Below are 23,156 nucleotides of genomic sequence, written 5' to 3'. Positions count from 1 at the left end.
GCTACCAGGCCTTGTGGGAAGGAGACGGCTCGCGCCGGATGATGATCTGCGGCCGGTCTACTTGCGCCTCCACCAGCTCCAGAAGCTCTCTCACGCCCCAGCCCTTCACGGCTGAGATGAAGGCTGTGGGCCTATCGGGCCGGCCCAGCCTTTCGCGCATAGGGGCCAGCTCGCGCTCCATCTCCGCCTCACTCTTGGCTTCGCGCAGGATGCGGTCCACCTTGTTGAGGGCGATCACCAGGGGCTTGTTCCCCAGGTTCATCTCCCGGAGTGTCGCCTCCACCACGTTGGCCTGCTCCTGGGCGTTGGGGTGTGTCACATCCACCACATGCACCAGCACATCGGCCTCTTCCAGCTCTTCCAGTGTGGCGCGGAAGGCGGCTACTAGGGCGGGCGGTAGCTTGTTGATGAAGCCCACGGTATCGCTCAGGAGGAACTCGCGGCCGGAGGGGAGCCGCGCTTTGCGGGTGACGGGGTCCAGGGTTGCGAAGACCTGGTCTTGGACAAAGACATCGGCGCGGCCGATCGTGTTGAAGAGGGTGCTCTTCCCGGCGTTCGTGTAGCCGACCAGGGAGACGGTGGGGAATCCCTGCTCCCTGCGGCGCCGGCGGTGGAGGGCGCGATGGGTACGCACCTCTTCGATCTCCTCCTTGAACTTCTGGATGCGGTCGCGGATAAGGCGGCGGTCCGTCTCTATCTGCGTTTCGCCGGGGCCGCGGGTGCCGATGCCGCCTCCCAGGCGCTCCAAGTGCGACCACTGGCCCGCCAGGCGCGGCAGCAGGTACTCGTGCTGGGCCAGCTCCACCTGCAGGCGGCCCTCCTTGGTGCGGGCGCGCCCGGCGAAGATATCTATGATGAGCGCGGCGCGGTCAATGACCTTGATCTTCAGCGCGCGCTCAAGCTCCCGCTGTTGGGAGGGCGTCAGCTCGTCATCCAGGATGACCGTATCGGCGCGGCGCTGGCGCACGAGCTCGGTCAGCTCGCCGAGCTTGCCCTTGCCGAAGTAGGTGGGCGTGGGCCGTTCGACGCGCTGGGCCACCTGCGCCACCACGTCCGCCCCTGCCGTGCGGGCCAGCTCGCCCAACTCTACGAGGGAGTCCTCAAGCGCCAAGTTGGCGTGCTGCCCTTTGACCTCGATGCCGCCCAGGATCGCGCGCTCCCTAAGTGATCTGGTGGGCAGCGGTTGTCTGGGAATAGGCGTCTCCTTGCGGGGCGCGTCCCGCCCGGCAGTGATTGGGCGCGTGCCCCGCGCCCCTACTTGGTGGGTTTGAGGGCGCTCAGGCGCTTCAGGGCCTCGTCCACACGGTCGTCAGGCAAGGTCATGGAGAGGCGGATGTAGCCTTCGCCGTGCTCGCCGTAGCCGCGGCCGGGGGTGACGACGATACCGGCCTCATCAATAAGCTTAGCGGCGTAGCTGGCGGAGGTCTGGCCTTCAGGGACGCGCGCCCACAGATAGAGGGCGGCCTTGGGCGAAAAGACCTTGAGGCCGAGCCGGTTGAGCGCCGGGACGAGCTTATCGCGGCGGCGCTGGTAGACCTTCACGTTGTCAGCGATGCATCCCTGGGGCCCGCGCAGGGCGTCTATCGCCATCTGCTGGATAGCCTGGGGGATGCCGCTATCCAGGTTGGACTTCACCCGCATGAGGGCGTTGATCATCTGGGCATTGCCCACGGCCATGCCCACGCGCCAGCCGGTCATGTTGTAGCTCTTGGAGAGGGAATGGAACTCGATGCCGATATCTATAGCGCCCTTGGCCTGGAGGAAGGAGACGGGCTTGTAACCATCGTAGGCGATCTCCGTATAGGGGCCATCGTGGCAGACGGGGATATCGTTTTTCTTGGCGAAGGCGACGACCTTTTCGAAGAACTTGAGATCGGCGACGGCGCCCGTGGGGTTGTTGGGATAGTTGAGCCAGAGGACCTTGGCCTTTTTGAGGACGCTCTGGGGGATGGCGTCCAGCTCCGGCAGGAAGCCGTTTTCGGCGGTGAGGGGCATGTAGTGGCTTTCGCCCCCGGCAAACATGGTGCCGATGGCATAGACGGGATATGCAGGATCCGGGACGAGGGCGATATCGCCCGGGTCTATGAAGCAGAGGGCGATGTGGCCGATGCCCTCCTTGGAGCCGATGAGGGGCAGGACCTCTTTATCCGGGTCCAGCGTGACGCCGAAGCGCTTCTGGTACCACTCGGCGATGGCCTTGCGGAAGTCGGGCAGGCCGTCCGACTCGGGATAGCGGTGGTTGGCGGGCACCTGGGCGGCCTTCCGCATACTCTCCAGGATGTGCTTCGGGGTCGGCAGGTCCGGATCGCCGATGGCGAAGCTGACGACGTCCACGCCGGCGGCGCGCTTGGCGGCGATCTTCTTGTTGATCTCCACGAAGAGGTAGGGAGGCAGTTTTTCGATCCGTTTCGCGAGTCGCATGCAGAGGCTCCTAGGGCGGTGAGAAGGATAAAGAGGGCCGCACCATGATAAACCGGTGACGGGTCAGAGACAAACGCTGTGCTAGAATGACGCCTGGATTCCCCAGGAGTAGAAGGACGGCTGTGGCCATCCATGTCGCGATCGAAACGGTGAGCAAGCGCTTCCCAGCGAAGGGCGGCGGCCTGCTGGTTTTGGACGGCGTGAGCCTGGAGGCGCAAGAGGGGGAGTTCCTCTCGCTCATTGGGCCGAGCGGCTGTGGAAAGACGACGCTGCTGCGGCTGATCGGCGGGCTGGAGGCGACGACGGAGGGTAGGGTCCTGGTGCGGGGTCTCGAGCCTAGGGAGGTCCAGAAGAGGAAGGAGATGGGATTCGTCTTTCAAGACCCTTCGCTCTTGCCGTGGCGGACGGTGCATGAGAATGTGCTGCTGCCGCTGCAGGTGAACGGGGGGAGGGGCCGGGAGGGCCTTAGGCCCGCCCCTACCCAGGGTGACGCGGATGCGCTGCTGGCGACCGTGGGGTTGCAGGAGTTCGCCCGCTACTACCCGCATCAGCTTTCGGGCGGGATGAAGCAGCGGGTAGCGCTGGCGCGGGCGCTGGTCTTTGACCCGGCGCTCCTGCTGATGGATGAGCCGCTGGGGGCTCTAGACGAGCTGACGCGGAGCGCTATGCGCTATGAGCTGCTGCGCATCTGGGAGACATCCCGCAAGACGGTTGTGATGGTGACGCACTCCATCGCGGAGGCGGTGCTGATGTCCGACCGGGTGGCCGTGATGACGGCGCGGCCGGGGCGCATCGCCGATGTGGTGACGATTGACCTGCCGCGCCCGCGGCGAGAGGGGATCGAGCGGACGGCGGCCTTCCTGGATGCCGTGGAGCGCATCCAGCGACTGCTGATGACGGGAGGCTACGGTGGACCAGCCACTGGCAGAGCCGCGGCCCGCCGATAAGGCGCAGCCGCGCGCAGAGGCGGGAGGCTGGCGGCGCGCCGTGAGGACGAGCCTGCCGACGCTGGGATATCTGGTGCCGCCGCTTATCGCGCTTGTCATCGGCGGGGTCATCTGGGAGCTGTGGGTGCGCGCCGCCGATACGCCGACGTATATCTTCCCCAGGCCGACGAAGGTGCTGGACCGCTTCTTCGGCGACCTTTCGTATTTCTGGCGGCACGGCTGGGTGACGCTGTATGAAGGGATGCTGGGCTTCGCCCTTGGCGCCGGGGGCGCCATCCTCTTCGCCATCGCGATGGCGGCTTCGCGGCCAGTGGAGAAAGGCGTCATGCCGCTGGCGATCCTGGTGAAGGTGACGCCCATCGTGGCGATCGCCCCGCTCTTCACGATCTGGTTCGGCTTCGGGAGCTTTCCCAAGGTGCTCATCGCCGCCTTTCTGACCTTTTACCCGGTGCTCATCAATGCCATCGTCGGCTTCCGCTCCATGAACCCAAGCTCCGCCGACTTTCTTCGCTCCATCCATGCCTCGCCTGCGGAGATCTTTTTCCGGCTCCGGCTGCCCAGTTCGCTTCCGTACCTCTTCGCCTCGTTCCGCATAGTGATTCCCCTGGCGCTCATCGGCGCGACGGTGGCGGAGTGGTTCAGCGGCGATAGAGGGCTAGGCAGCGTCATCATCGTCGCGCATAATAACCTCGATATGCCGACGCTCTTCTCGGCGATCGTCACGCTGGCGCTCATCGGCATCGGCCTGACGATGCTGTTATGGATGATCGAGAAGCGGCTGCTTTTCTGGCACGAATCAAACCTGGCCCGCTGAGGAAATACCGGAGATCTGGGCCGGTTCCTAAAAGTCGTCGGTGCGTTTGTGAAAGCCTCACCGTGGAGGTGGCGTCCGAGCCATACGTGCGATAGAGCGTTTGTCGAACGCCTGGGACGGGCGGGTATGCGCCTGTTCGCGGGCACGTGCAGTTGACCATTTAGCAAACGTCCTAAGGAGCACTTCGGATGCGTTTCACAACGCCGTCTCGGTCTAGACTTTTTGCCTTGCTGCTTGCGGCCCTTTCTCTGACGATGGTCGCCGCCGCGTGCAGCAACGATAGTGCATCGAAGAGCGACCAGCCTGCGCCGACCGCTGCGCCTCTAGCGGCGACGCCGACGCTAACGCCGAAGAAGATGACGTTCATGGCCGGGTTTAAGGCCCAGGCCAACCTGCCCTTTGTGGCCGCCTATGTGGCGGAGAAGAAGGGCTACTTCGCCGAGCAGGCGCTGGACGTCACGATCCGCCACGCCGCCAGCGGCGAACACCTGAAGCTATTGGTGGACGGCGAGATTCAGGTGACCACGGCGGATGCCGGCTCGGTTCTCCGCCGCCGATCGGACCCGGATGTGCCGATTCGGGCCATCGCCCTCTTTGGCCAGAAGGGGCAGAACGCCTACATGGTGATGGAGAAATCGGGCATGAGGACGCCAAAGGACTGGGAGGGGAAGACCTTCGGCTATAAGACGAGCGTGCCGCCGGAATACCTGGCCATCCTGAAGGCGAATGGGGTGGACCGCTCCAAGATCCGCGAGGTGCGCGTGGGCTTTGACCCGCGCATCTTGAGCGAAGGCCAGGTGGACATCCTGGCGGTCTTCAACTCGAACGAGCCGGACGTTCTCCAGAAGCTCGGCCTTGGCGTGCGGGTCTTCAACCCGGAAGACTACGGCGTGCCGACGCTTGGGCTGACGTTCATCGCGATGAAGGAGCGGCTGGATGGCGATCCCGACCTCTACACGCGGTTCGTGAAGGCGACGCTGAAGGGCCTGCAGTTCGCGCTGGACCCGAAGAATGAAGAAGAGACGCTGAACATCATCATGCAGTATGCGCCCCAGGAGGACCGGGAGCACCAGCGATTCATGCTGCGCGAGGAACTGCGGAACGCCAGAGGCCCGGTGACGGAACAGTTCGGCCTTGGGGCGATGGCGGATGCCCAGTGGAAGGGCCTCTACGATCAGCTTATCGAGTTCCAGGCGCTGCCGAAGCCGTTCGACTACAAGACGGCGTACGACGATCGGTTCGTGAAGGCGGCGAATGGCAAGTAGGGAAGAGCAGAGAACTCGCCCACAGCATAGAGGCAGGATGGGGGGAATGGGCGTTTTGGGCTTTGAATAGACCGGTTTGCCTGTGTTGCTAAAAGCTCAGAAGTCGAGGGTGATAGAGAGTGCCCTCCGCTCTCCCGAAACAAAAAGATTATTCGGGAAGAGCGGAGGGCAGGCGCCAAGGGGGAGAGGAGCCGCGACCCGGACGATGGGATGATGAAGCGGGGTCGCGGATAGCGTTCAGCGCTGCGCCAGGACCACCCGGTTGAGGCTATCAATGTGGTACACATACCGGCGGCCTTGAGCCTCCACGATGACCTTGTAGCCCGGGGTGATGACCTGAGCGTAGAGGGCCGGCGGGGCCGGGAGGCCCAGGCTCGCATCAGGCCAGTTGACCTTCTCCACGCGCAGCACCGCGATGGCGCTCAGCGGGAGGATCAGGCGATTGGAGAGATCGAGTTTGGCCAGGGCGGCCATCTGGTCGCCGCAGGCCCAGAGGGTCTGGAGGTCGTCGCAGTCAAAAGGCGGCTCAGGCTCCACGATCGGCGGGCGCTCTTGCGGCTGATCGTTGGCGTGGGAGAGGGCCAAGGTCACGGCAGGCGTCACCGCCGCGACGGTGAGGACGATCAGCCCTGAGATAAGCCACTTGCGCATATCGCAACCTCCATAGGGCGCATTCCCCTATCACTGAATAGACGGCGGAGGGCAGGCGAAAGTTCCCAGGGCGATATATAGAACGGCTGGACCAGAAGGCGCTCTGAACGGTCAATTGGAGGCGGCGTGGGAGAGGAGGTAGAAGAAGAGGAGCAGGCCGCCGACGAAGAGGAGGGCTGCGACGGCGATACAGCCGAAGCAGCCTTTGGTCTTCCAGCCGGAATCGTCGCGTTGCCACATGGGGAATCGTGCGCTGTGACCTAGGATTGCTCTCCAAGGAGGACGCTGCGGGAGCGCTGGGTCGCCACAGTCTCACCCCGTTGGTTAGTATAGGTGTTGAGGATGCTGATGAAGACGAGGGTCGCGTTTCTCCCCGGTCTGGTTTCGTAGCCTTCCACGACTGCAGTGACGGTGATGCGGTCTCCGGCCATGACGGGGTGGTAGTAGTCCCATTCCGAGCCGGCATCGAAGCCGGGTTTTAGCCTGCCGAACTGGAAGGGGCTGACGGGCAACGGGGCCGGGTTGAGGGCGCGGAGGAAGGTGGGTGGGGCGATGATGCCGCCGTGGCGGCCGGCTCGGGCTGCCGATCCATCGCGGTAGAGGGGATTGGCGTCGCCTATGGCCTCAACGAAGCGGCGGATGTGGCCCTTTTCGATATCGTAGGTCACCGGCGGCGATGGACGGCCGATGGCCCCGCGCATGGCCTCAGTGATGAGGTCGTCAGTCACGGGTGAAGGCTCCAGTGCTTAAGATGTGCCGTCAGCGTGCTGAGAGAGGCCACTGCGCCACCGGCCTAGATGCGAAGGAATGTGGCCACGAAGGCGACGGTGAAGTTATCAAAGCGAGTGGTGGGCTGTTTGATCAGCCCGGGCATCTTGGCGATAGCCGCCGCCGGGTCTTTGGCGTCGGTCTCGTAGACGGCCAGGAACTTGGCGTCTCCGGGCTGCGGGTCGGCGATGGCGTAGCGGGCGGCGGCATAGATGCAGCCGGTCTCTATGCGCTCGGGGACGTGGACGGTGTCATACCACTTGTTGAACTCGGCCTCGCGGGCAGGGTCGTTGCAGGTGGTAAGGACGACGAGGACGCCCGTGGTGCGATGACTGGTGTAGGGGCCGCTCTTGGCTGGGAAATCGCTGATGCGTTTGAAGACCCTTCGATACTTGCCCTCCAGAAGGGGCGAGATGTTCATGCTGCCGGCGCGCTTGCGCATCTCGTTGGAGGCGGCGACGGGATCATGCCAGGTAGATTCGTAGAGGGCGAGGTAGTGCGCCTCCTCCGGCTTGGGCGCGGCGTTCTTGAAGCGCGTGGCGGCGTGATAGACCTTGGTATTCAGGACCTCCGGGATGTGGATCTTGTCATACCAGTGGTTGAAGTCTTTGTCCTGGGCTGGGTCTTTGCAGTTTGACATATTGACCAGCAGGCTAGGGGAGCTTGCGCCGTCCATGAAGAGCTCCTTCATCGAGCGAGAAGTGGAGAGCCATCGTACAGCATGTGACAACAGGCATCGTGAGCGGCGCAGGAGGCGTGTGCTAGAATCGCCGAAAGGACAGGAGGGCGGCGTGGAGATACGGCGCGCGACGAAGCCCGACGGGATGATCGCGATCTTCCTCATCGAAGACCCGGCGAAGTCGGTAGATGGCGATAGGGCGGTGCGCGCCTACCTGGACGAGTGGGAGCTCACGCCGAAGTGGGAGCAGGACCTGCCTGTGGACGGCCAGCCCCGGCGAGTCATGTACTTCGGCGAATGCTACTTGCGTGGGCATATGGAGCAGATCGAAAAGCTTGTGAAGCAAGATGCGCCCGCGGACAAGGCGCAGCCCCGATGAAAGAAAGAGGGGCCAGTCAACGACCGGCCCCTCTTTGTCCTGTTCGAGAGCTTAGGCGTTAGACGCCATAGAGCTTCTGGATGCCCGCCTTATCGCCGCATTCCAGGCTTCGCTTCTTCACCTCATCCTTGGAGCCATAGCTGTACATCGTGTGCGCGGCCTCCGAGACGTAATCCAGGCCGAAGGCGTGACCGGCTTCGTGGGTGCCGATATTCTGGACATCGTACGCGCCCGCCGAGACTACGGCTGTATTGGGGTCAGCCCCACCGAGGTCGCTCTGCGCCCAGTTGAAGCCCGGGTCGGTATTGAAGACCATATCCCATTCCACCGCGGCTTTGGTGGCTCTATTGCGCCAGGTCCAGGTGACTGCGATGGCGTTGGAGTAACCTAAAGCGCTAAGTGAACCCCAGCCGACCTCGTTCGTCCCGTTGCTGGAACCGGTGTAGCTGCTGGGAACGCCGGCGAACGTCCCACCAACCGGCGCAGGGAGCCCCGACCAGTTTGACCACTCTGCCACCGAGTTCACAACGCCGGTGAGGGCGTCCTGGGCGGCGAGCCCGCTTCCCGAGGAGTCAACGACAAAGGTCACTGCCGCGTTCAGATCGGCCCACTTTGCGAAGGTGCGCGAAGGACAGGCTCCTCCGCCCCCGCCTCCGCCAGGGCGAGCCTGCTCCGGCGGGCCATGACCTTTGGGGTAGTGAACAAAGATGATGACTTCTTTATCAGGAGGCCCGTTGCCGGCGGCGAGGCCGGTATCGCTGAATGCCGAAAGCGAACTCAGGACCAGCGCTACGGCGAGTATCAATCGAACGGCGCGGGAAGTCTTCATAGGTAGCACCCCCTAGGTATGCCTATGAGTGAGTCGAGTTGACGTAATTGTAATACTGCGTGCAATAGCGATGTTTGATGCCCAGGTTTGGAATCGGTTAGGGAATGTGACGGCCTACCAGCGCAGGGCCTTCTTGAGGATGAAGTCCACTAGCCAGTCCGGCGCATAGCGCGCGGCGTACTTCCCGACGTGGGCATCCAGGCCAGTGGCGTAGCGCGCTCTCACGCCCCTGGCCTCTATCGCCTGGCGAATCCGCCAGGCGACGCGGATGGGGTCGGCGCGCAAGCGGCTCTCCACAGGAGGCTTGGTGCGCAGGCGAACGGTACGCTCGAAGTTCGGCGAGCCGGGCTGCATCACGCGCCTGCCCACGACAACGTTCTTGTGGAAGTCCGTCTGGAAGACGCCGGGCTCGATGAGGGTGACGCGGATGCCGGCGTGGGCGAGCTCGATGTGCATGGCGCGGCTGACGGCCTCCAAGGCGTACTTGGTGGCGGCGTAGGCGCCGTTGGCGGGCATGGTGAACTGGCCCGCCATGGAGCCGACGTTCACGATGACGCCGGACTTTTGCTCCCGCATCTGGGGGATGACGGCCTGGCTGACGCGCACGACGGCGAAGAGGTTGGTTTCGAAAACGGCGCGGAGTTCGTCGAGCTCCAGCTCTTCGATAGGCCCCCAAAGGCCGTAGCCGGCGTTGTTTACTAGGGCGTCTATGCGCCCGAAATCGCGCAGGGACTGTTGGATGACGCTTTGGACGGCTCCATCATCGGTCACGTCCATGGCACCGGTGGTGACGGGCAGTGAGCGGGCCTTGGCCTCTGCCGCCAGGCTTTCGAGGAGCTCGCGGCTGCGCCCGGTGGCGATGATGCGGTGGCCCCGTTGGGCCATGTGGAGGGCGGCCACGCGCCCGATGCCGCGGGTGGCGCCGGTGATGAGGACGACCTGGGATTTAGGGGGCATTGGGGTGGGAGGAAAGCAGAGGGCGTGAGGCGCTCTGGAGGGCGCGTGCCCCGCGCCCCTACTTTTTCTCGGCGTTCAGCTTGTCCACGTAGGCCTCAAGGTTGGCGAGGTAGTTTCGGATGGTGGCGGACTGGTCCATGACGAAGCGGGAGAAGAAGCGGAAGATGGGGTTGTAGACTTCGCCGTTCTCGGTGACGATGACGAGGGTGCCGAAGCCGGCCTGTGCCAGCTCGATGGCCCAGCCGCCGCCGAAAGGGAGCTTTTCATTGGCGATGCGGCGCACAAGGAGTTTTGGGGGTTCTGCTTGCATGGTTTCCAAGAGCAGCTTCCCTTCGCGCTTGCCGTCCTCCAGCCAGACCTCATGGCCGCTCTTATCGGCTGAGCGCTCGACCTTCTTGAGGCCTTTGCGCCACCTGGTCTGGCCCGGGAAATCGGTGATGATGGCCCAGACTTCGGCAGGTTGGGCCTTGATCTGCCCGCGCACCGTCGCGGTGTGCTTGACTGGCAGGCGGGAGCCGATGAGGTAGATGACGGCGGGGACCGCGACGATGACGACGATCGGGATGACGATGGCCCACAGCATGGCGGATACCCCTCCTATGGCGTTGGACGGCCATATCTTGCCTGCTGCCAGGCCGGTAGGCAAGCGGGGCGCTTTCTAACGGCTTCGGCGGCCTGCATCCCGATGTGTATCCCTTCTCCAGACGCAGGGGGTGTTCCCGGCGCCCTCGATAGGGTAATCTATCTGCCGCACTTCACCCCGAAAGGCAGTCACCCATGTTCCGACTCTCCGGCAACCGCGTCGTCATTCCACGCACCGAGCTGACCTACCCCGGCATATCTCGCGATGTGCTTACCGATAAGAACGCCGATTCGCTCAAGATGAGCAAGAGCGCGGCGAAGGCGCCGGTGGACCACATCATGGGCGATATGGAGGACGCCTGCGCCTTTGACCTGAAGGGGCCGCCGGTGCGCAAGGCGCTGGCGGAGGCCTTCAGCACGTTGGACTTTGGGAACAAGGTGGTGACGTGGCGGCCGAACAATGCCAAGTCGGCGTTCTTCGAGCAGGACATGGAGTACATGATGCGCCACGCCGTGGACAAGTTCGACGGCATCATTCTGCCGAAATCGTTCAGCGATGAGGAGAGCCGCTACGCCTGCGACGTGCTGACCTTTTGCGAGAAGGCCTTCGGCTGGTCGCGGAAGGTGCAGGTGGAGGCACTGATCGAGACGCCGAACGCTCTGCTGAAGGCGGACGCCATCGGCGAGGTGCTGCAGCGCTCAGGCCGGGGCGCGGGCCTGGTCTTCGGCATCGCCGATTTCTCATCGTTCATCGGCACGCCGAAGATCATTGACGATCAGCATATGAACTTCGCGTATGCCAAACAGCAGACGGTTATCGCGGCGAAGGCCCACGGGCTCCATGCGATAGACAACGTCTATATCCGCTTGCCGCAGAAGAGCGACAGCCCGGAGGCGGTGAAGAAGATCGAGCAGGGGCTGCGGGAGAAGAACCAGTGGTCGGCGGCCGTCGGCATGGACGGGACGTGGGTGATCCACCCCGCCCAGGCGGCGATCGCGGCGGAGTGCTATACGCCCACGGACAAAGAGACGAATGACTATAAGCGCGTGCTGGAGTATGCCCAGTCGAAGGGCGGCGGCGCCATCGCGGACCCGCAGACGGGGGAGATGATTGACGACGCGACGCTGCGGATCGCGCTGACGGGGCTGAGCAAGTCTGCCCAGGCGGGCAAGGTGACGTGGGACTACCTGGCGGCGATGAACAAGCGCATCACCGAATTGACGGGGTATGACATCCTGAAGCTGGGGTTTTAGGGCGCAGGCTTAGCTCCCGGCTTTCGCCGTTGCTTGGACCGGTATCCGCGTCTTCGGCTTCACCTTCTCTTCGTCTTCCCATCGGCGGATGATTTCGTAGAGCGTCGTGCGCTGGGCAGGCTTGAAGCCTGCCTCGCGGATCATCTGCACCACCTCGTCCACGGTGGTGCGGTTGTAGAAGCCTGAGGCGAGCATCACGTTCTCATCGAAGAGAGTGCCGCCGAAGTCGTCGCCGCCGAAGTGGAGGGCCACCTCGCCGGTCTTTTTGCCTTCGGAGAACCAGGAGGCCTGGATGTGCTGGAAGTTATCCAGGAAGATGCGCGAGGCGGCGATGACGCGAAGATATTTCGTGGGGCCGGCCTCTTCCTTCACCTTCTTGGAGAGGGCGCTGTTGCCCTTGCTGAAGCTCCAGGGGACAAAGGCGGTGAAGCCGGGAGCCTCGTCCTCCAGCTTCCGGATGTGGTCGAGGTGCTCGATGATGTCCTCATCGGTGTCCAGGTGGCCGTACATCATGGTGGCGGTGGACTTGATGCCGACTTGGTGGGCCTCCCGGTGTACGTCTATCCAGCTCTTCACGTTGCCCTTGGGGAAGAGGCGGCTCACCTTGTGCTTGACGCGATCCGAGAGGACCTCGGCGCCGCCGCCGGGGAGAGAGCGAAGGCCGGCCTTGTGGAGGCGCTGGAGCACCTCGCGGAGAGGAAGGCCGGAGACCTGAGACATCTTTTGGATCTCGGGCGCGGAGAAGAAGTGGGTGTGCAGGTTGGGGTAGGTCTCTATGCTGCGGCGGACGAGCTCTTCGTAGTATTCCAAGGGCAGTTTAGGATTCAGGCCGCCCTGCAGGAGAACGGTGGTGACGCCCTTCTTGAGAGCTTCGCCGAGCTTCACGAGCATCTCGTCCACGGTGTAGGTGTAGGCCTCTTTGTGGCCTTCGGTGCGGTAGAAGGCGCAGAAGGTGCAATAGGCGTCGCAGACGTTGGTGTAGTTGAGGTTGGTGTCCACGACGAAGGTGACGTACGGCTGCGGGTTGTGGCGGAAGCGCCATAGGCTGGCGAAGGCGGCCAGGTCTTGAAGGTTAGCATTGGTGAGGAGCCAGAGGCCCTCCTCCGTGGTGATGCGCTCGCCGCGTTCGACTTTTGCCTTGATGATGTCACGCATGTGGTGTCTCCTGACGGGTGCGCCTGAGGCACGCCCCTACGTGTGCGCCGCTTGGCTCTCCTCTTTCGGCAGCTCCGCAACGAGCTTTGTGAAGCGTTCGATGGCCTGCTTTTCGCCGGGGCCGAGAACGTAGTCGAAGCCTTCGAGATACTCGCGCACCTCGGCGGGGGTCATATTGAGATCGGGGCGGCCGCTGCGCACATCGGGCAGGTTGGCGATGCCGATGGTGAGGCCCATGCGCAGGGCAAGGTCGGTGGCGTTGCGCTCGGCCCTGGGGACGTCCTTGCGGACGACCCAGGTGGCAAAGACGAAGGGGAGGCCGGTCCACCGGTGCCAGACTTCGCCGAGGTCATAGGCGAAGGGGTGCCCGGGGACGCCCTTGCGCGCCTTGAGAGCCCCGTCGCCAATGAGGAGGTGGGCCTCCGACTCGTCCTTCAGCCCCACGTAATGCGAGGGCGTCACCTTCCAATAGTTGCGCAGGAGGATGCGCAGGAGGCGCGCCGAGGACGATGTCTCGTCGGTCACGCCGATGCGCTTGCCGTGCAGCTGCTCCACGGGGACGGAGGAGAAGAGAAGGATGCTGAAGGCCTTCTTTTTGGTGGCGATACAGAAATCGCCGAGGCGCTCCCAGGCAGGCTCCAGGGCCAGGGCGTCCAGGAGCGGCACAGGGCCGGCGACGATGCGCCCTTCGCGGGCGGCCTTGGCCATGGCCGTCGGCACCAGGGGGACAAGGTGGAAGGGCTCGCCCTGCATGCGCTGGTAGAAGACGACGCTATTGAGGTAGGGCATGAGGCCGATGTTGATTGGCATTCGTTAGACCATCGTTAATTAAGTTCCTGTACCTGGCGAATTCGTACAGGGCATCTTCGATGTCGGCTATGAACCAAACACCTGCAGTTTCGGGATTTCTAGGGTTCTGTGCGACAGCTAATTTTTGTATCCGCTTGCACAGGTCTATAAAGCGCAAATAGCCTCGCACCATTGAGTTCTCATCTCCGTCTCGAATTTGGCCAATGATTGATTCAGTTGCTTTTCTTATCCAGCTATCCAATGCTCCATACTCTAAGGGATCGATAAACCTAAGCGTTTTGCTTGCGTAGGAAAGCCCCCACTGCTTGAGGCAAAGGAGTTTTCTCAGGGCGACATCTGGATTATTGAGGTGGCTCATTGCTGATTTGGTTGCATATATTGCCGCGGAAGGGGTGTTCTTTCCTTCTACGTGCTTTGCTCTGCCACGTTCGTCGCCTCCCCACAGGGCTAGCATCTTCAAATCACCAAGATCGAGATACCCTACTTTCTTCGCTTTTGCACTTAGATACTCCTCAATAACAGGAGATCCGGGTATATTCCGCTGTACATCGCCCACATAGTAGGCAGTCTTTTTATATTGGTCGTACCAGTAGCCTATTTCCGCTGCGAACTGGGCAATAGTTAAGGTTTCTCCGCTTCTTTTGGTTGTCTCTGGCATCCGTATTCTCGTTTTTTTATTCTCTTGCTCCTCAATTCTCAGCCCTAGTTCCTGTACACCTTCACCGTGTTATACAAGGCATCTCTCTCAACGGGGACCTTCCCGGCGTCCTTGATCAGCTCCACCAGGTGTTCGCGGACGAGGCCGATGGGGCTGGCGGCCTTAGCGGCGTGGGCGATGCGCTCCTTGCCGATGGTGCCGTCCATATCGTCGGCGCCGAAGTTCAGCGCCATATCGGCGGCCTCTTCGCTCATCATGACCCAGTAGGCCTTGATGTGCTTGAAGTTGTCCAGCATCAGGCGGGAGACGGCGATGGTGCGCAGGTTGTCTATGGCGGAGGCCTGGCGGGCCACGAGGTGGGTATCGCCGATCTGGTACTCCAGGGGGATGAAGACCTGGAAGCCGCCCGTTTCGTCCTGGGCCTTGCGGAGGATGTCCATGTGGGTGACGCGCTCTTCGATGGTCTCGATGTGGCCGTAGAGCATCGTGGAGTTGGAGGGGATGCCCAGGCGGTGGGCCGTCTGGTGGATCTCGATCCAGCGCTTCCAGCCGGCCTTGCCGGGGAAGAGCTCCTTGCGGACGCGGTCGGAAAAGACCTCTGCGCCGCCGCCGGGGAGTGTCTGGAGGCCGGCCTCCTTCATACGCAGCATCGCCTCCTTCACGGGGACCTTCCACCGCTTTTCGAAGTAGTCCCATTCAGCGGCGGTGAAGGCCTTGATCTGCATCTTGGGGAAGCGCTTGTGGATGGCCGCCACGATCTCGACGTACTTTTCGAAGGGCCAGGTGGGATGGTGGCCGCCGACGATGTGGACTTCGGTCATCTCCTCATGGAGGGAATCGAGCATCTCCTCCATGGAGAGCTCGTAGGCGTGCGTATCGCCCGGCTTGGCGGCGAAGTCGCAGAACTTGCAGGAGAGGACGCAGAGGTTCGTGGGGTTCACCTGGCGGTTGAAGACGAAGTAGACGTTATCGCCGGACTTCCGGCGCTTGGCCCAGTCAGCCATGCCGCCGACGGCGATGAAATCGGGCGAGCGGTAGAGCTTGACGCCGTCCTCCACGGTGATGCGCTTGCCCGCGCGCACCTTCTCCCAGATGGGGAGGAGGGACTCATCGCGGAAGATGACGCCGTCTACGTCCAGTAAGCGTTCCATCGTTTGTTCACCTTATCTACGATTGCGCTGTCCATCAGCAGGGGCGCGGGATAGCCCTGCTTCCAAGTGGCGTCTATGGCGAGGGGGCCGCGGTAGAGCGGGGCCGCCCCTTCGAAGCGCATCTCCGGAAAGAAGGCGTCGCGCGCCGGGTCGAAGCGGGTAAAGATACCCCACAGGAGGCTGGTCTGGTCGTTGAGGTTGATATCCTCGCTCACCGCCGCGATGAGCTTGAGGCCGCGCGCCTCCGGCGCGGAGGCGATGCGGCGGACCACGTCGCTGCCGCCGCCGCGCACCTTCACCGCCAGAAGGGTCTCCTCCACCAGGCGGGAGTCGGTCACTTCAGGCGCGAGGCGGCGCAGGTCGAGGGAGTGCGGATCGAAGGGCCAGGAGCCGCCGTTCTCGCCGGCCTTGGGCGTGGCATCCAGGGCCATCTTGCTGCCCAGGTGCATCTTGAAGCTCGTGAAATCCAGGGTGTCCAGGGGGACCCGCGGCAGGAGGAGGAAGTCGTTCCCGGCGCTGAAGTGCTTGTGGACCTCGCGGAGGACGGCGGTGAAGTCACGGGGGTCCACGCCGGGGCCGACGAGGATGATGCACTTGGTGAGGGAGAGCTGGCCTTCGCCGAAGAGGCCGAGGGCCGTCTTGAGGGGCTCCTTGGCGAAGCGCGACCTGACGGAGACGACGAGGAGGTTGTGGAAGCCCGCCTCGTAGTAGGCCCAGAGGTCGGAGACCTCAGGGCGGATGAGCTTGAGGAAGGGGTTCAGGAACTCCTGCGCGGCATCGCCCATCCAGCGGTCCTCTTGTGGCGGCTTGCCGACGACGGTGGCAGGGTAGATGGGATCGCGACGGCGCGTGACGGTATTCACGTGGAAGACGGGGAAGGGCGCGGCGTTGGAGTAGTGGCCGAAGTGGTCGCCGAAGGGGCCTTCCATGCGCCGCTCCTCGGGGAGGACCTTGCCCTCCAGAATGAACTCGGCGTTGGCGGGGACGCGCATGTTGAGGGTCTTGGCCTGGACCATGGGCAGAGGCTTTGTCCGCAACAGGCCGCTGAAGACGATCTCCTCCAGCGCCTCCGGCAGAGGCAGGATGGCGGAGAGCATCAGCGCCGGGTCGCCGCCGACCACGACTGCCGCCTCCAGGGGCTTACCCTGCTGTTCGGCTTCGAAGTAGTGGTAGCCGCCGCCCTTGCCGAGCTGCCAGTGCATGCCCGTGGCGGCCTTATCGAAGATCTGAAGGCGGTAGAGGCCGAAGTTGCTGCGGCGGTTCACCGGGTTGTAGGTGAGGGTGGGCGAGAAGGTGAAGAAGCGGCCGCCGTCATCGGGCCAGCACTTGAGGACGGGCAATGCTTCCAGGTTGGGCTGTTCGACGACCTCTTGCGCGATGGCCCGGCGCGCCTTTTTGAGCCGCGCCGCCATCAGCAGCCGCACGGTCTTGCGGTTGCGGAGGAGCGTCTTGGGCGAAGGGGGGTTGAGCTCTTCGATGAAATGGATGATCTGCGCGCCGACCTCCGCCGGCGGCCTGCCGATGGCCATCTCGATGCGCTTCTGCGAGGCGAAGGCGTTGATGAGCAGGGGGTAGCGCGAGCCTTTGACCTTTTCAAAGAGCAGGGCCGGACCGTTCTGGAGCACCTGGCGGATGGCGATCTCGGTGATTTCCAGCTCCGGGTCCACCTCAACGCGGACGCGCTTCAGCTCCCCGGCTCGCTCCAGGGCAGCCACGAACTGTTGCAGATCACGGTAGGGCATAGGTCTGTCTTCCCCTACGCTCTTCTCCCTAGATGGGAGAGGAACTCGAGCGCAGCCCGAGAGGAGAGGGTGATGTTACTCATCTATTCGTCCACCTGTGCCAGCTGGGCCAGCGGGTCGCCGCGCCACTGCGCATAGAGGTCGTTTTCAACGCCCAGGCGATCGAGGATGCGCCCGGCGACGCTGTTCACCAGGTCGTCCACGGACTTGGGCAGGTGGTAGAAGCCGGGCATGGCGGGGAGTATCTCCGCGCCCGCTTCGGCCAGGGCCGTCATATTGCGCAGGTGGATGAGGTTAAGCGGCGTTTCGCGCGGGACGATGACCAGCCGCCGCTTCTCCTTGAGCGCCACATCGGCGGCGCGCTCGATGAGGTTCGTGGAGAGGCCGTGGGCGATGCGTCCCACGGTGCCCATGGAGCATGGCACGACGGCCATGCCATCGAAGGGGGAAGAGCCGCTGGAGATGGAGGCGGCGAAGTCCTTGTGGGGCAGAAGCTCCAGGGAGCCTTTGCCCACGGCCAGGTAATCGGCCCACTGCTCCTGCCGCGCGGCGCGTCCGCCCTTCATCTGCAGGCCGAGCTCGATGGCGACGACGCGCTCGCCGGCGGGAGAGACGATGAGGTTGACGTGGCAGCCGCGCTCCAGGAGGCCGCGGAGGACCTGCCGGGCGTAGGGGGCGCCGCTGGCCCCGGTGATGCCTATGACGTATGTGCGCATCGTTCGTTTCCTTTCTCGCAGGCCCTTCGCTTCTCGGAGGACCGGGATCGCTTAGGGTGACAGGATCAGACCAGGACGTCCGCCATGACGAAGAGGAAGAAGACGACGGCGATGATGCCGTTCATATTGAAGAAGGCCATGCCGATCTTCGATTCATCGCCCGAGCGCATGAGCCAGTGCTCGTAGAGGATGAGGGCGATGAAGGCGACGACGCCGGTGTAGTAGAAGGCGCCTGCATCCAGGAGCGGCCCGGCGGCGACGACGAAGGCGATGGTGAGGAGGTGGACGCCCCGCGCGATGGCCAAGGCCCAGACCTTGCCGAAGCGCGCCGGGATGGAGTGCAGGCCCTCCTTGCGGTCGAAGGCGAGGTCTTGGAGGGCGTAGATGACATCGAAGCCGGAGACCCAGAGGGCCGCGCCTGCCGCCAGGAGGATGGAGCCCGCCGTGAGCTCATCGGCAACGGCGAGCCAGACGCCCGTGGGGACGACGAGATAGACGAGGCCGATGCCGAAGTGGCAGAGCCAGGTGAAGCGCTTGAGATAGGGGTAGAGGATCATGGGCGTGAGGGCGGCGGGCCAGAGGCGCTGTGCCCACTGGCTGAGGTTGTAGACGGCGAGAAGGAAGAGGGCCAGCGAGAGGCCCATGAAGAGGAGCATATCGCGCCGCGCCAGGAGCCCCGCGGGCAGGGCGCGCCCGGCGGTGCGCGGGTTGCGCGCGTCTATCTGCGCGTCTATGAGGCGGTTGGCGGCCATGGCGATGGTGCGGGCGCTGACCATGGCGAGGGTGATCCAGAGGAAATGGCTTGCCAATGGCCAGCCATCTTCCACCAGGAAGAGGGCGGCGTAGGCGAAGGGGAGGGCGAAGATGCTGTGCTCGAACTTGATGGACCGGGCGAAGATGGCGAGCTTGCCCAGGGGCGCGCGGCCGGCGGTTGCGGCGGCTTGGCTCATGACGCCTCGCCTATCCCCAGCGCGCCGTGGAGCATGGCCCGCAGGGTGGGCAGGGCCTCCTCCACCGGGTGGGGACGCCCCGTCTCCAGCCAGCGGACCACGGTCTCGCTGATGGCGCCCTGCCAGGCGAGGGCGGCCAGCCCGGCGTCCACGCGGGCGCTTTCGCCCTGGGCCTCACGCATGAGGCCCTCCGTCATCTCGGCGAAGCGCCCCATGATTTCCTGGCGCCTCTTGGCGAAGGCGGGGCCCATGCTGTAGCCCTTGACGAGGAGGAGCTTGGCCAGGCTCTTGTGCTTGGTGAGGGTGCGGACGGTGGTCTCCATCGCCATATCCAGGCGCCGGACGGGGTCGGTCAGGGGCGCGATCTCGCGCTCGATGCGGTGGATGAGGCGCTTGCCCAGCTGGTCCATAACGGCCAGGAAAAGGCGCTCCTTGCTGGGGAAGTGGAAGTAGACGGCGCCCTTGGACATGCCGGACTTTTCGACGATCTCGTCCACGGCGGCATCATAATAGCCGCGCTGGGCGAAGACCTCTTCGGCCACTTCCAGGAGCCGTTCGCGCGTCTGCTGTTTCTGGGTCGTCATGCTTCAAACCGACTGGTCAGTCGGTTGAAGTATACCGAGGGCGAAAGAGGGGGTCAAGGGGAGCGTTATTCATATTTCAGGAGGAACCCTTGACGCAAAAGAGACGAAACCAAAAGACATTGACGGAAAAACGAGTGCGGGAGATAGCGAGGGAGGAGGTCAGGAAAACACAGGTCACGGAAAGAAAGAAACGCAGAAAAACCTTGCGGCCCGTGAGCGGCTACAGTGACGTATGGTAAATGTCCGTGAAGCCTAATTTTTGAGTTCTTTCTTCCAGAGGCTGCTGACTTCCTTGGCAACGCTTTCTGGAGTGTTCGACGATTTGGCTCGCTCTCTAGCTGAAGCGGCTGTGGTGACAACCTTTTTGCTCGCGTTGGCCTTCCGAGGATCTTCTGGGTCAGCCGTCAGGTCTAGGACTATCAGAATCTCGTCACACTCCCTAGAGATAGACTCCACAGCTAGGCGTTGCCGCGTGTCCAGAAGCGACTTCTCTACGAGCCGCAATCTTTTGTCGAGACCGTTTAGTTGTTGCTGGAAGCCTGCGATATCGTGCTTTTCTTCGATGCGCTTTACACGGCCTTTGAGATTATCGAAGGCTCTCTGTAGTTTCATCATCCTTCCGAGAACCTCTTTATCGAAACTCTTGTCCGTCACGCCACCCTCCTTACTGATGCTCTGGAACCTACAGCTAGCGCCTGTGCTTGGAGCACAATGACCGAGAGCATAGCATGGCGCAAAAATAGGGCGTGAAGGCGCCTATTCCGATGAAAGGAGATTAATGAAAGATTTAGAGGAAAACGAGGCTTTTACTTACTTTGGGGGCGCATCAAGAAAATGGAATAAGTCCGCGAACCGATGGGAACTAATTGATGAGATACAACGTCCCAGCCATGATCCAGTTTGCCCAGTTGCTCGCTCAAGAGTTTGGCGAGTTGTGGCGCGACTCCTGGGGCATAATCGAGGCTTACAAGATTATTCCAAGCGGCCTCCTTCGTAGGCATGACTATAAAACGATGTTCGGTTTCCATCACCCACCCCATTTTGAGAATTGGCAGAGTCTACACCATAGAAAGAAATATGAATAAGGCTCAAGGACTAGATGAGCTCCCAGCCGTACACCCGTCCTTGCTGGTGAGTCGGATGGATTAATTCTCCAAATGTGGCAACGCAACGCTGACCAATCGAAATTCCAAGGATTTGTCTAGTTATAAGCTCAAATGAATGCACAACAATTTCAAGATCCAGCCGAGGAGGACTATGCTCGAACCCGAACACGATTAGGCCTTTGCGCTCTTGGAAAGTGCTCGCCTTAAGTTTGAGTCCGTCCCCGATGGAGCTTGTGTTACCTGGGTAAGGATGAAGGATATTCTCTGACCAATGTTCGGCGGGTTTGTCATTGTCGCCATAGGGCCTTAGTAGTTTGAATTCCAGAGCCCAACTCCCTGGAAGAACCAAGTCACAGTATGCGGAAGCCCCAGGGTACTTCACTGGGCCGGCGTCTAGGTACAAGCCTGGTTTTTCGGCTTTGAGAACATCCAGGTCATATTTCATGGCTTGGGCCTCAGTTAGAGGGCCTACTCCAGGTTTATATGTTCGATTTTTTGATTTGCCAATTGGGCTATTTGAGTCCACAACTTTGAGGGCGTGGGCGAAGTCATCAACAATAGTTTGAAGCTGAATACTCACAGTTAGTCGCTCCAAGTCGAGGTGTCGTTGATCTGGCCACCTAACTTTGCCCTTTTCGTGTGGAGGTATCACCTAGCATTAGAAGCAGGTTATTATATCTGCCACTTTCTGGGAAGAAGGCAATAGTTTGATGCGCGCTATCCGCTTCCACCAGACCGGCGCAGCTGACGTCCTGCGCCTCGATGACGTGCCCAGGCCATCGCCCGGGCCTGGGGAGGTGCTGGTCAAGACGGCCTATGCGGGCGTCAACTATGCCGATATCGCCTTCCGCAAGGGGCATATCAAGGTGCAGAGCCTCCCCTTCTGCCCCGGCCTGGAAGGCTCGGGGACGGTGGAGGCCGTGGGCGCGGGCGTGACCACGTGCAGGCCGGGCGAGCGCGTCCTGGCCTTCAAGCTGCGCGGCTCGTACGCCGAATACTTCATCGCGAAGCAGGATGCTGTCTTCGCTGTGCCAAGCGGGATGGCGATGGAGCAGGCGGCGACGGTCCCCCAGATCTTCATGACGGCCTGGTGCTCGCTGGCCGTCCGCGGCAGGCTCCAGCGAGGGCAGACGGCCCTCATCCACTCGGCGGGAAATGGCGTCGGCATCGCGGCGGTGCAGATCGCGAAGCACCTGGGGGCGAAGGTCATCGCGACGGCGAGCAGCCCGGCGAAGCTGGAGCTCGCCAAGAGCTTCGGGGCCGACGAACTGATCAACTACTCGACGCACGACTTCGCGCCGGAGACGATGCGCCTGACGGGGAATCGCGGCGTTGACCTGGTGCTGGACGGCCTGGGCGGCGAAGCGGTGGGCAAGGGTATCAAGTGCCTCGCCGACGACGGGCGCATGGTGCTCCTGGGCTTCAGCAGCGGCGACCCGATGGTGCGCTTCCACGTTCTGGACCTGGTGCGCGGCATCTCCATCGTCTACGGCAGCGCGGGCTTGCACCAGCTGCCGCGCAGCGAGTACGCCAAGGTCTTGGACCTCTTCGGATCGGGCGTGCTGAAGCCGGTGCCCGTCACCGTCTTCCCCATGGCGCAGGCGGCGGAGGCGCACCGCTACCTGGAGGAGCGCAAGGGCGTGGGGAAGATCGCCATCAAGATGGCGTAGCGGCCTCTCCCCTTGTATCCCTCACGTAGCTCGAAGCCGAGCACCCGCCATCAGAATGGCGCCTGAGAAGAGAGGGACGCCTAGTAGAGCAGGGCCGACGCTACTTTCTAGATCAGCGAAATGCCCCTTCCTTCTCAGGGAAGGGGTTAGGGGATAGGTCGAAGCCTACGAAAGCTGCGCCAGGACGCGCTCCAGGTCGTCCGGGAGCTTGGCTTCAAAGCTCACGCGCTGGCCGGTGCGCGGGTGGGTGAAGGCGAGCCTGGCGGCGTGGAGGAACTGGCGCCCTAGGAGCTTGGTGCCGCCGCCATAGAGGCCATCGCCGACGAGGGGATGGCCGATGGAGGCCATGTGGGCGCGGATCTGGTGGGTGCGCCCCGTCTTCGGCAGCGCCTCGATGAGCGCGGCCTCTTTGTAGCGCCGCACCACCTGGTAGCTGGTGATGGACGGCCGGCCGCCCACGAGGACGGAGATCTTCTTGCGGTCGCGCGGGTTGCGGCCGAGCGCAGCGGTGATCATCCCCTTTTCGTGCTTCACGCGGCCCGTGGCCAGGGCGATGTAGCTCTTCTCCACGGTGCGGTCCTTGAACTGCTGGGCCAGCGATTGCTGCGCCGCCTGGTTCTTGGCGACGACCATGACGCCGGAGGTGTCCTTATCCAGGCGGTGGACGATGCCCGGGCGGATATCGCCGTTGATGGCGCCAAGGTCCGGGCAGCGGGCCAGGATGGCGTTCACGAGCGTGCTATCCGGGTGGCCCGGCGCCGGGTGGACCGTCAGTCCCGCAGGCTTATTGATGACGATCACATCGCTATCTTCGTACAGCACGTCCAGCGGGATCTCTTGCGGCGTCACTTCGATGGGCGCGGCGTCCGGCTCGGTGACGCGGACGCTATCGCCCGCCTTCAGTTTCTGGCTCGGCTTTGCTGGGTGGTCGTTCACCAGCACAAGGCCGTCGTCAATCAAGTTCTTCACATAAGACCGCGTCAGCGAAGGCAGCTGCTCCGACAGGAACTTGTCCAGTCGCGAGGCCGACTCGGCTGCGGTGAGCAGGTGGGACTTGGGCATAGGCCT

Annotated in this window: 25 protein-coding genes; 6 read left to right on the top strand and 19 right to left on the bottom strand. The window is 62.8% G+C overall.

All coding sequences use genetic code 11. The features are described 5' to 3' along the window. Nucleotide 1 precedes the first annotated feature (1 nt). Together hflX and FJ039_03415 are read right to left on the bottom strand one after the other, a co-directional pair. A complete protein-coding gene (gene hflX, locus FJ039_03420; GenBank protein MBM4405219.1) occupies nt 2–1,234 on the bottom strand; it encodes a GTPase HflX in 1,233 nt (410 codons plus the stop codon). A gap of 20 nt (nt 1,235–1,254) precedes the next feature. Further along, complete coding sequence (locus FJ039_03415; GenBank protein MBM4405218.1) at nt 1,255–2,421, bottom strand: LL-diaminopimelate aminotransferase; 1,167 nt, start codon at nt 2,419–2,421, stop codon at nt 1,255–1,257. An 86-nt stretch (nt 2,422–2,507) separates the two neighbouring features. Between FJ039_03415 and FJ039_03410 the strand changes: the two genes are divergently transcribed. The 3 genes from FJ039_03410 (at nt 2,508) to FJ039_03400 (ending at nt 5,447) form a co-directional block, all read left to right on the top strand. After that, on the top strand, nt 2,508–3,368 hold the full coding sequence (locus FJ039_03410; GenBank protein MBM4405217.1) for an ABC transporter ATP-binding protein: 861 nt from the start codon (nt 2,508–2,510) through the stop codon (nt 3,366–3,368). Then, nucleotides 3,331–4,182, top strand: coding sequence for an ABC transporter permease (locus tag FJ039_03405; protein ID MBM4405216.1), 852 nt, complete (start codon nt 3,331–3,333; stop codon nt 4,180–4,182). Before FJ039_03410 ends, FJ039_03405 begins: the two co-directional genes overlap by 38 nt. A 188-nt stretch (nt 4,183–4,370) precedes the next feature. Continuing rightward, nucleotides 4,371–5,447 carry an ABC transporter substrate-binding protein gene (locus FJ039_03400; protein ID MBM4405215.1) on the top strand — a complete coding sequence of 359 codons (1,077 nt, stop codon included), beginning with the start codon at nt 4,371–4,373 and terminating at the stop codon, nt 5,445–5,447. Nucleotides 5,448–5,684: 237 nt separating this feature from the next. Here the strand turns inward: FJ039_03400 and FJ039_03395 are convergent, their stop codons facing one another. The 3 genes from FJ039_03395 to FJ039_03385 all read right to left on the bottom strand — a co-directional run bounded on the left by FJ039_03395 (nt 5,685) and on the right by FJ039_03385 (nt 7,542). Then, complete coding sequence (locus FJ039_03395; GenBank protein MBM4405214.1) at nt 5,685–6,098, bottom strand: hypothetical protein; 414 nt, start codon at nt 6,096–6,098, stop codon at nt 5,685–5,687. A gap of 260 nt (nt 6,099–6,358) precedes the next feature. Beyond that, complete coding sequence (locus tag FJ039_03390) at nt 6,359–6,826, bottom strand: MaoC family dehydratase (protein ID MBM4405213.1); 468 nt, start codon at nt 6,824–6,826, stop codon at nt 6,359–6,361. A gap of 65 nt (nt 6,827–6,891) precedes the next feature. Next, entirely contained in the window at nt 6,892–7,542 is a 651-nt protein-coding gene (locus FJ039_03385) for a hypothetical protein (protein ID MBM4405212.1), read from the bottom strand. 82 nt (nt 7,543–7,624) lie between these two features. Between FJ039_03385 and FJ039_03380 the strand changes: the two genes are divergently transcribed. Further along, nucleotides 7,625–7,924 carry a hypothetical protein gene (locus FJ039_03380; GenBank protein ID MBM4405211.1) on the top strand — a complete coding sequence of 100 codons (300 nt, stop codon included), beginning with the start codon at nt 7,625–7,627 and terminating at the stop codon, nt 7,922–7,924. A 58-nt stretch (nt 7,925–7,982) separates the two neighbouring features. Here the strand turns inward: FJ039_03380 and FJ039_03375 are convergent, their stop codons facing one another. The 3 genes from FJ039_03375 to FJ039_03365 form a co-directional block, all read right to left on the bottom strand. Beyond that, entirely contained in the window at nt 7,983–8,753 is a 771-nt protein-coding gene (locus FJ039_03375) for a matrixin family metalloprotease (protein ID MBM4405210.1), read from the bottom strand. 114 nt (nt 8,754–8,867) lie between these two features. Next, the gene (locus FJ039_03370; GenBank protein ID MBM4405209.1) at nt 8,868–9,710 is read right to left on the bottom strand and encodes an SDR family oxidoreductase; all 843 of its coding nucleotides are present in this window, start codon (nt 9,708–9,710) and stop codon (nt 8,868–8,870) included. A 58-nt stretch (nt 9,711–9,768) separates the two neighbouring features. Further along, nucleotides 9,769–10,356, bottom strand: a complete 588-nt coding sequence (locus FJ039_03365; GenBank protein MBM4405208.1) for an SRPBCC family protein — start codon at nt 10,354–10,356, stop codon at nt 9,769–9,771. Between the two features lie 131 nt (nt 10,357–10,487). Here FJ039_03365 and FJ039_03360 point away from each other — a divergent pair, with 131 nt between their 5' ends. Next, complete coding sequence (locus FJ039_03360) at nt 10,488–11,546, top strand: CoA ester lyase (protein MBM4405207.1); 1,059 nt, start codon at nt 10,488–10,490, stop codon at nt 11,544–11,546. A 9-nt stretch (nt 11,547–11,555) separates the two neighbouring features. On the opposite strand, the gene mqnC is transcribed toward FJ039_03360, so the two are convergent. The 10 genes from mqnC to FJ039_03310 all read right to left on the bottom strand — a co-directional run bounded on the left by mqnC (nt 11,556) and on the right by FJ039_03310 (nt 20,998). After that, nucleotides 11,556–12,701 (bottom strand): dehypoxanthine futalosine cyclase, encoded by a 1,146-nt coding sequence (mqnC, locus tag FJ039_03355; GenBank protein ID MBM4405206.1) that lies wholly within the window; start codon nt 12,699–12,701, stop codon nt 11,556–11,558. A 36-nt stretch (nt 12,702–12,737) separates the two neighbouring features. After that, nucleotides 12,738–13,511, bottom strand: coding sequence for a menaquinone biosynthesis protein (locus FJ039_03350; GenBank protein ID MBM4405205.1), 774 nt, complete (start codon nt 13,509–13,511; stop codon nt 12,738–12,740). Beyond that, nucleotides 13,474–14,169, bottom strand: a complete 696-nt coding sequence (locus FJ039_03345; protein MBM4405204.1) for a hypothetical protein — start codon at nt 14,167–14,169, stop codon at nt 13,474–13,476. The genes FJ039_03350 and FJ039_03345 overlap by 38 nt, the downstream gene beginning before the upstream one ends. A gap of 44 nt (nt 14,170–14,213) precedes the next feature. After that, on the bottom strand, nt 14,214–15,320 hold the full coding sequence (gene mqnE / locus FJ039_03340) for an aminofutalosine synthase MqnE (protein ID MBM4405203.1): 1,107 nt from the start codon (nt 15,318–15,320) through the stop codon (nt 14,214–14,216). Beyond that, on the bottom strand, nt 15,299–17,062 hold the full coding sequence (locus FJ039_03335) for a UbiD family decarboxylase (GenBank protein ID MBM4405202.1): 1,764 nt from the start codon (nt 17,060–17,062) through the stop codon (nt 15,299–15,301). Before FJ039_03335 ends, mqnE begins: the two co-directional genes overlap by 22 nt. 83 nt (nt 17,063–17,145) lie before the next feature. Then, nucleotides 17,146–17,778: a UbiX family flavin prenyltransferase gene (locus FJ039_03330; GenBank protein ID MBM4405201.1), complete on the bottom strand. Its 633-nt coding sequence runs from the start codon at nt 17,776–17,778 to the stop codon at nt 17,146–17,148. A 65-nt stretch (nt 17,779–17,843) separates the two neighbouring features. After that, a complete protein-coding gene (locus FJ039_03325; GenBank protein MBM4405200.1) occupies nt 17,844–18,728 on the bottom strand; it encodes a 4-hydroxybenzoate octaprenyltransferase in 885 nt (294 codons plus the stop codon). Then, a complete protein-coding gene (locus tag FJ039_03320) occupies nt 18,725–19,312 on the bottom strand; it encodes a TetR/AcrR family transcriptional regulator (protein ID MBM4405199.1) in 588 nt (195 codons plus the stop codon). The genes FJ039_03325 and FJ039_03320 overlap by 4 nt, the downstream gene beginning before the upstream one ends. Nucleotides 19,313–19,564: 252 nt before the next feature. Continuing rightward, on the bottom strand, nt 19,565–19,966 hold the full coding sequence (locus FJ039_03315) for a hypothetical protein (GenBank protein ID MBM4405198.1): 402 nt from the start codon (nt 19,964–19,966) through the stop codon (nt 19,565–19,567). Nucleotides 19,967–20,407: 441 nt separating this feature from the next. After that, complete coding sequence (locus FJ039_03310) at nt 20,408–20,998, bottom strand: hypothetical protein (protein ID MBM4405197.1); 591 nt, start codon at nt 20,996–20,998, stop codon at nt 20,408–20,410. Nucleotides 20,999–21,128: 130 nt separating this feature from the next. Between FJ039_03310 and FJ039_03305 the strand changes: the two genes are divergently transcribed. Continuing rightward, entirely contained in the window at nt 21,129–22,088 is a 960-nt protein-coding gene (locus tag FJ039_03305) for an NADPH:quinone oxidoreductase family protein (protein MBM4405196.1), read from the top strand. 165 nt (nt 22,089–22,253) lie between these two features. Here the strand turns inward: FJ039_03305 and FJ039_03300 are convergent, their stop codons facing one another. Beyond that, nucleotides 22,254–23,150, bottom strand: coding sequence for an RluA family pseudouridine synthase (locus FJ039_03300; protein ID MBM4405195.1), 897 nt, complete (start codon nt 23,148–23,150; stop codon nt 22,254–22,256). Between the last annotated feature and the right edge of the window lie 6 nt (nt 23,151–23,156).

This window comes from Chloroflexota bacterium, from assembly GCA_016875535.1.
GTDB lineage: Bacteria > Chloroflexota > Dehalococcoidia > SHYB01 > SHYB01 > VGPF01.
Note: the sequence above shows the minus strand (reverse complement) of the source record. Positions and strands in the feature narration are given on the sequence as shown.

What these genes read in the sequence shown, in the direction of transcription:
- FJ039_03415 (MBM4405218.1), bottom strand. Translation starts at nt 2,421, where the DNA reads ATGCGACTCGCGAAACGGATCGAAAAACTGCCTCCCTACCTCTTCGTG.
- FJ039_03410 (MBM4405217.1), top strand. Translation starts at nt 2,508, where the DNA reads ATGACGCCTGGATTCCCCAGGAGTAGAAGGACGGCTGTGGCCATCCAT.
- FJ039_03400 (MBM4405215.1), top strand. Translation starts at nt 4,371, where the DNA reads ATGCGTTTCACAACGCCGTCTCGGTCTAGACTTTTTGCCTTGCTGCTT.
- FJ039_03395 (MBM4405214.1), bottom strand. Translation starts at nt 6,098, where the DNA reads ATGCGCAAGTGGCTTATCTCAGGGCTGATCGTCCTCACCGTCGCGGCG.
- FJ039_03385 (MBM4405212.1), bottom strand. Translation starts at nt 7,542, where the DNA reads ATGGACGGCGCAAGCTCCCCTAGCCTGCTGGTCAATATGTCAAACTGC.
- FJ039_03375 (MBM4405210.1), bottom strand. Translation starts at nt 8,753, where the DNA reads ATGAAGACTTCCCGCGCCGTTCGATTGATACTCGCCGTAGCGCTGGTC.
- FJ039_03370 (MBM4405209.1), bottom strand. Translation starts at nt 9,710, where the DNA reads ATGCCCCCTAAATCCCAGGTCGTCCTCATCACCGGCGCCACCCGCGGC.
- FJ039_03360 (MBM4405207.1), top strand. Translation starts at nt 10,488, where the DNA reads ATGTTCCGACTCTCCGGCAACCGCGTCGTCATTCCACGCACCGAGCTG.
- mqnC (MBM4405206.1), bottom strand. Translation starts at nt 12,701, where the DNA reads ATGCGTGACATCATCAAGGCAAAAGTCGAACGCGGCGAGCGCATCACC.
- FJ039_03350 (MBM4405205.1), bottom strand. Translation starts at nt 13,511, where the DNA reads ATGCCAATCAACATCGGCCTCATGCCCTACCTCAATAGCGTCGTCTTC.
- FJ039_03345 (MBM4405204.1), bottom strand. Translation starts at nt 14,169, where the DNA reads ATGCCAGAGACAACCAAAAGAAGCGGAGAAACCTTAACTATTGCCCAG.
- mqnE (MBM4405203.1), bottom strand. Translation starts at nt 15,320, where the DNA reads ATGGAACGCTTACTGGACGTAGACGGCGTCATCTTCCGCGATGAGTCC.
- FJ039_03335 (MBM4405202.1), bottom strand. Translation starts at nt 17,062, where the DNA reads ATGCCCTACCGTGATCTGCAACAGTTCGTGGCTGCCCTGGAGCGAGCC.
- FJ039_03330 (MBM4405201.1), bottom strand. Translation starts at nt 17,778, where the DNA reads ATGCGCACATACGTCATAGGCATCACCGGGGCCAGCGGCGCCCCCTAC.
- FJ039_03325 (MBM4405200.1), bottom strand. Translation starts at nt 18,728, where the DNA reads ATGAGCCAAGCCGCCGCAACCGCCGGCCGCGCGCCCCTGGGCAAGCTC.
- FJ039_03320 (MBM4405199.1), bottom strand. Translation starts at nt 19,312, where the DNA reads ATGACGACCCAGAAACAGCAGACGCGCGAACGGCTCCTGGAAGTGGCC.
- FJ039_03305 (MBM4405196.1), top strand. Translation starts at nt 21,129, where the DNA reads ATGCGCGCTATCCGCTTCCACCAGACCGGCGCAGCTGACGTCCTGCGC.
- FJ039_03300 (MBM4405195.1), bottom strand. Translation starts at nt 23,150, where the DNA reads ATGCCCAAGTCCCACCTGCTCACCGCAGCCGAGTCGGCCTCGCGACTG.